5 protein-coding genes are annotated in these 6,425 nt (G+C 71.7%); 3 read left to right on the top strand and 2 right to left on the bottom strand.

The features are described from left to right. Nucleotides 1-88 precede the first annotated feature (88 nt). On the bottom strand, nucleotides 89-1,318 hold the full coding sequence (locus ACZ38L_RS06450) for a DUF349 domain-containing protein (RefSeq protein WP_465689811.1): 1,230 nt from the start codon (nucleotides 1,316-1,318) through the stop codon (nucleotides 89-91). Nucleotides 1,319-1,550: 232 nt separating this feature from the next. Beyond that, entirely contained in the window at nucleotides 1,551-2,372 is an 822-nt protein-coding gene (locus ACZ38L_RS06445) for a peptidylprolyl isomerase (RefSeq protein WP_465689809.1), read from the bottom strand. Between the two features lie 216 nt (nucleotides 2,373-2,588). Between ACZ38L_RS06445 and ACZ38L_RS06440 the strand changes: the two genes are divergently transcribed. The 3 genes from ACZ38L_RS06440 to aspS are packed head-to-tail and all read left to right on the top strand — an operon-like array spanning nucleotide 2,589 to nucleotide 6,334. Continuing rightward, nucleotides 2,589-3,296, top strand: coding sequence for an MBL fold metallo-hydrolase (locus ACZ38L_RS06440; protein WP_465689807.1), 708 nt, complete (start codon nucleotides 2,589-2,591; stop codon nucleotides 3,294-3,296). A 12-nt stretch (nucleotides 3,297-3,308) separates the two neighbouring features. After that, nucleotides 3,309-4,571: a histidine--tRNA ligase gene (gene hisS, locus ACZ38L_RS06435; protein WP_396565928.1), complete on the top strand. Its 1,263-nt coding sequence runs from the start codon at nucleotides 3,309-3,311 to the stop codon at nucleotides 4,569-4,571. Beyond that, nucleotides 4,568-6,334 (top strand): aspartate--tRNA ligase, encoded by a 1,767-nt coding sequence (gene aspS, locus ACZ38L_RS06430; protein ID WP_465689805.1) that lies wholly within the window; start codon nucleotides 4,568-4,570, stop codon nucleotides 6,332-6,334. Before hisS ends, aspS begins: the two co-directional genes overlap by 4 nt. The last annotated feature ends 91 nt before the right edge of the window (nucleotides 6,335-6,425 follow it).

The raw sequence follows: 6,425 nt of genomic DNA, 5'->3' as shown, positions 1-6,425 counted from the left end.
TCCACACCCCCCCCCCCCCCCCCCCCCCCCCCCCCCCCCCCCCCCCCCCCCCCCCCCCCCTTCCCCCCCCCCCCCCCTCGGCGGCGGGTCAGCCGCTGAACTCCTCCAGGCTCTTCAGCGCCTGGTCGAGCAGCGCCTGCCGGCCCGCGAGCTCGGCCTCCAGCTTGGCGGCCTTGGCCTCGTTGCCGGCGGCCCGGGCCTTGTCCGCCTCGGCGCGCAGCTTGTCCACCGCGCTCTGCAGCAGCCCGGTCATGCCGGCGGCGCGAGCCTTGGCCTCCGGGTTGGAACGCTTCCACTCGGCCTCCTCGGCCTCGCGGATCGCCCGCTCGACCGTGTTCAGCCGGGCATCCAGCTTCGGCCGGGCGTCGCGCGGCACGTGGCCGATCGCCTCCCAGCGCTCGCTGACGTCGCGCAGCGCCGCCTTGGCCGCCTTGAGGTCGGTGACCGGCAGGATCGCCTCGGCCTCCAGCAGCAGCGCCTCCTTGAGCTTCTGGTTCTCGCTCTGCTCGGCGTCCCGCTCGCTGAAGATCGCCGAGCGGGCCTGGAAGAAGACGTCCTGCGCGCCGCGGAACCGGGCCCACAGCTCGTCCTCGGCGTCCCGCTGGGCGCGGCCGGCCGCCTTCCACTGCGCCATCAGGTCACGGTAGCGGGCCGCCGTCTCACCCCACTCGGTGGACGACGACAGCGCCTCGGCCTCGGCGACCAGCCGCTCCTTGACCACCCGAGCCTGCTCGCGCTCGGCGTCCAGCGCGGCGAAGTGCGCCTTGCGGTGCTTCGAGAAGACCGACCGGGCGTGCGAGAACCGGTGCCACAGCTCGTCGTCGCTCTTGCGGTCCAGCCGGGGCAGCCCCTTCCAGGTGTCCACCAGGGCGCGCAGCCGGTCGCCGGCCTCCCGCCACTGGGTGGACTGGGCGAGCTGCTCGGCCTCCGAGACCAGCGCCTCCTTGGCGGTGCGGGTCTCGTCGGCGGCCTTCGCCCGGGCCGCCTTCCGCTCCACCTGCCGGGACTCGATCTCCCCGGCCAGCGTGTCCAGCCGCTTGGCCAGCGCGTCCAGATCGCCGACCGCGTGGGCCTCGACGACCTGCGAACGCAGGTGGTCGAGGGCGGTCTGGGCATCCTTGGCGGCCAGGTCGGTCTTGCGTACCCGGTGCTCCAACAGGCCGATCTCGGCGGCCAGGCCCTGGTACTTGCGCTCGAAGTAGGCGAGGGCCTCCTCGGGGGAGCCCGCCTGCCAGGAACCGACGACGCGTTCGCCCTCGGCGGTCCTGACGTAGACGGTCCCCTGCTCGTCGACACGGCCCCACGGGTCGCTGCTCACAGCGCCTCCTCCACATGACGTCCCGCCCACCAGCAGGTGGCGCGGCTCCGTCGTCCACAGTTGATGTGCGACGGACCGATGAGTCCGCCGTCCCCGCCCGTCCGTTCTGCTCAGCTGCCGAGGGTGACGGCGAGCGGGTCAGGGCACCCTATACAACAGCAACATAGGCGACCAGGCCCGGTGCTGTCCGCATCCGGGCCGGGCCAATTCGCGCGGCGGTGCCGCGCGGGGTTCAGCTCTTGGCGGTGGTCACCGAGTTGAGCACGACGTTCGCGTTCGGCGCACCGTCGCCGGGCTGGTTGGCGTCGTTCTCGCCGCCGGCCGCGATGTTGTTCAGCACGTCCATGCCACCGGTGATCTTGCCGAACGGGGTGTAGTTCGGCGGCAGCGGGGAGTCCTTGTAGACCAGGAAGAACTGGCTGCCGTTGGTGTTCGGGCCGGAGTTGGCCATCGCCACGGTGCCGGCCGGGTAGGTGGCGCCGCTCAGGTTCTCGTCGGCGAACTTGTAGCCGGGGCCGCCGGTGCCGGTGCCGGTCGGGTCGCCGCACTGCAGCACGTAGATGCCCTGGGTGACCAGGCGGTGGCACTTGGTGTGGTCGAAGAAGTTCTGACCGGCCAGGAAGACGAAGGAGTTGACCGTGTGCGGCGCCTTGGCGGCGTCCAGCTGCAGGGTCACCGCGCCGCAGCTGGTGTTCAGGGTCGCGGTGTAGGTGGCGTTGGTGTCGATCGTCATGGCCGGCTCGGTCTTCCACTGCTTGCCGTTCGGCGAGCCGGGGGCCGGCGTGGTGCAGCCCTTGACGTTCACCGGCGAGGCGGCCGAGCTCGGCGTCGTGCTGGTCGGAGCGGCGGCCGCGGTGCTGCTGCTCTTGGAATCGGACTTGAAGACCCCGCCCGCCCACATGCCGCCACCGGCGACCAGCACCACGGCGACCGCTGCGGCGCTCACCTGGAGGTTGCGGCGCTTGGCCTTGGCCGCGGCCTCGGCGCGAGCCTTCTGCTGCCGCTCGTACTTCTCGCGGGCGAGCTGCCGCCGCCGCTGTTCGCTGCTGACCACCGGGGTGTGTCTCCTCAATCGTGGGGGCCGGGAATGCTCGACGGATCATCGCATCCACCGCCGCCCAAGTGTAGGGACCCCGTAGGTAAGCACGCGGTGAGCGCGACCACGCGCCGGCTGGGTACGGCACGACGACTACTGGTTCGCAACCGGTGCCTTCCCGCCGGTAGGCTGCACCGAGGACCTCTCCGCCCCGACTCGAGACCAAGGACTGCCGTGTTCATCGCCGGATTTCCCGCCGGAGCCTGGGGCACCAACTGCTACCTGGTCGCACCGGCCCCCGGTGAGGAGTGCGTGATCGTCGATCCCGGCCACCAGGCCGCCGCCGGGGTCGAGGAACTGGTCCGCGAGCACCGGCTGAAGCCGGTCGCCGTGCTGCTCACCCACGGCCACATCGACCACGTCGCCTCGGTGGTGCCGGTCTGCGGGGCGCGCGGCGTCCCGGCCTGGATCCACCCCGAGGACCGGTACATGATGACCGACCCGGAGAAGGCGCTGGGCTGTTCGATCGGGCAGCAGCTGATGGGCGAGCTGACCGTCGGCGAGCCGGACGAGGTCCGCGAGCTGACCGATGGCAGTGTGCTGGAGCTGGCAGGTCTGCGCCTCACCGTCGACCACGCGCCAGGCCATACCAAGGGGTCGGTGACGTTCGGGACGCCCGCCGCGCAGGACCTGCCTCCCGTCCTGTTCTCGGGTGACCTGTTGTTCGCCGGCTCCATCGGGCGCACGGACCTCCCGGGTGGCGACCACGCCGACATCATGCGGTCGCTGGCCCGGGTCTGCCTGCCCCTCGACGACGCCACCGTGGTGCTGTCCGGCCACGGCAACCAGACCACCATCGGCCGCGAGCGCGCCACCAACCCCTACCTCAGGCAAGCGGCGGGGGCCCTGGAGAACCCCGCGGCCGTGCGACGAGGAATGTGACGGAAGACGAAGTTGAGCACCTTCACCGCCCCCAAGGGCACCTACGACCTGCTCCCACCGAGCTCGGCGACCTTCCTGGCGATCCGCCGTGAGCTCTCCGAGCCGCTGCGCCGGGCCGGCTACGGCTACGTCGAGACGCCGGTGTTCGAGGACACCAAGCTCTTCTCCCGGGGCGTCGGCGAGTCCACCGACATCGTCACCAAGGAGATGTTCTCGCTCACCAAGCGCGGCAGCGAGGACCTCGCGCTGCGCCCCGAGGGAACCGCCTCGGTGCTGCGCGCCGCCCTCCAGGCCAACCTGCACAAGCAGGGCAACCTCCCGGTCAAGCTCTGGTACTCGGGCTCCTTCTACCGCTACGAGCGCCCGCAGAAGGGCCGTTACCGGCAGTTCGCCCAGGTCGGTGCCGAGGCGATCGGTGCCGAGGACCCGGCGCTGGACGCCGAGCTGATCATCCTGGCCGACGACGCGTTCCGCGCGCTCGGCCTGCGCGACTACCGGCTGCTGCTGAACAGCCTCGGCGACCAGCAGTGCCGCCCGGTCTACCGGGCCGCCCTGCAGGACTTCCTGCGCGGCCTGGACCTGGACGAGGACACCCGCCGCCGGGCCGAGATCAACCCGCTGCGGGTGCTGGACGACAAGCGCGAGTCGGTGCAGGCCCAGCTGGACGGCGCGCCGATGCTGCGCGACTTCCTGTGCGAGGACTGCAAGGCCTACGACGTGCAGGTCCGCCGGTTGCTGACCGAGGCCGGAGTCGCCTTCACCGACGACCCCAAGCTGGTCCGCGGCCTCGACTACTACACCCGCACGACCTTCGAGTTCGTGCACAACGGCCTCGGCGCGCAGTCCGCGATCGGCGGCGGCGGCCGGTACGACGGCCTCTCCGAGATGCTCGGCGGCCCGTCGCTGCCGTCGGTCGGCTGGGGTCTCGGCGTGGACCGCACCTACCTCGCCATGGAGGCCGAGGGCATCGTGCTCGACCTGCCCGCCAGCACCGCGGTCTACGCGGTGGCGCTCGGCGAGGAGGCCAAGAACGTCCTGTTCGCGAAGGTGACCGAGCTGCGCCGGGCCGGCGTGCCGACCGACCTCGCGTTCGGCGTGAAGGGCATCAAGAACGCCATGAAGTCCGCCGACCGTTCCGGTGCCCGCTGGGCCCTGGTCGCCGGCGACCGCGACCTGGCCGAAGGCGTCGTCCAGTTGAAGGACATGACCAGCGGCGAGCAGACCCCGGTCGCCCTCGACGCACTCGTCACCACCCTGAAGGAGAAGCAGCAGTGATCCGCACGCACGACGCGGGCACGCTCCGCGCGGAGCAGGCCGGCACCACCGTCACCCTGGCCGGTTGGGTGGCCCGCCGCCGCGACCACGGCGGAGTGGCCTTCATCGACCTGCGGGACGCCTCCGGCACGGTCCAGATCGTGGTGCGCGACCTGGACTCGGTGCACGGGCTGCGCGCCGAGTACTGCGTCAAGGTGGTCGGCGACGTCCGGGTCCGGCCCGAGGGCAACGAGAACCCCGACATTCCGACCGGTGCCGTCGAGGTCGTGGTCAGCTCGATCGAGGTGCTCTCCGAGGCCGCACCGCTGCCGTTCCAGGTCGCCGAGTACGAGCCGGGCACGGTCAACGAGGAGGTCCGGCTCCGCTACCGCTACCTGGACCTGCGCCGCGAGGGCCCGGCCCGCGCGCTGCGGCTGCGCTCCAAGGTCAACCACATCATCCGCAACGTGATGGAGGAGAACGGCTACCTCGACATCGAGACGCCGTACCTCACCCGCTCCACCCCCGAGGGCGCCCGCGACTTCCTGGTCCCGGTCCGCCTGCAGCCCGGCCACTGGTACGCCCTGCCGCAGTCGCCGCAGCTCTTCAAGCAGCTGCTGATGGTGGCCGGCATGGAGCGCTACTACCAGATCGCCCGCTGCTTCCGCGACGAGGACTTCCGCGCCGACCGGCAGCCGGAGTTCACCCAGCTGGACATCGAGGCGTCCTTCGTCGACCAGGAGGACATCCTGGCGCTCGGCGAGAAGGTCATCGGGGCCATCTGGCGCGAGGTGCACGGGTACCGGATCCCCAACCCGCTGCCCCGGATGACCTACGCGGACGCCATGAACCGCTACGGCTCCGACAAGCCGGACGTCCGCTTCGGCCAGGAACTCACCGACCTCACCGAGTACTTCAAGGGCACCGAGTTCCGGGTCTTCCAGGCGCCGTACGTCGGCGCGGTGGTGATGCCCGGCGGCGCCTCGCAGCCGCGCAAGGCGCTGGACGCCTGGCAGGACTGGGCCAAGGCGCGCGGCGCCCGCGGCCTGGCCTACGTGGTCATCGACGCCGACACCGGCGAGCTGCGCGGCCCGGTGGCCAAGAACCTGAGCGCGGAGCACCTGGCCGGCCTGGCCGCCGCGGCGGGGGCCAAGAACGGCGACGCGATCTTCTTCGCGGCCGGCAAGAAGACCGCCTCCCAGGAGCTGCTCGGCGCCGCCCGACTGGAGATCGGCCGCCGCTGCGACCTGATCGACGAGTCGCAGTGGGCCTTCCTCTGGGTGGTCGACTTCCCGATGTTCGAGCCGATCGAGGACGACAAGGGCGAGTTCCAGGGCTGGCACGCGGTGCACCACCCGTTCACCGCGCCCACCGCCGAGTCGCTGGCCACCTTCGACACCGACCCGGGCACCGCCCTCTCCAACGCCTACGACCTGGTGCTCAACGGCTCCGAGCTGGGCGGCGGTTCGATCCGTATCCACCAGCGTGAGGTGCAGAAGCGGGCGTTCGACGCGATCGGCCTCTCCGAGGAGGAGGCCGCCTCGCAGTTCGGCTTCCTGCTGGACGCCTTCAACTACGGCCCGCCGCCGCACGGTGGGGTCGCCTTCGGCCTGGACCGGATCGTCACCCTGCTCGGCGGCTACGACACCATCCGTGACGTCATCGCGTTCCCGAAGACGTCCACCGGTGGTGACCCGCTGACCGGCGCGCCGACCCCGATCACCCCGGCCCAGCGCCGCGAGGCGGGCGTCGACGCCAAGCCCAAGGCGGAGACCGAGGCCTGAGCCGACGTCAACGACCGAGGGGGGGGGGGGGGGGGGGGGGGGAGGGGGGGGGGGGGGGGTGGGGTGGGGGGTTCTGGGCGTTGTTCCCTTT

Source organism: Kitasatospora sp. NPDC024654 (assembly GCF_055559155.1).
Note: the sequence above shows the minus strand (reverse complement) of the source record. Positions and strands in the feature narration are given on the sequence as shown.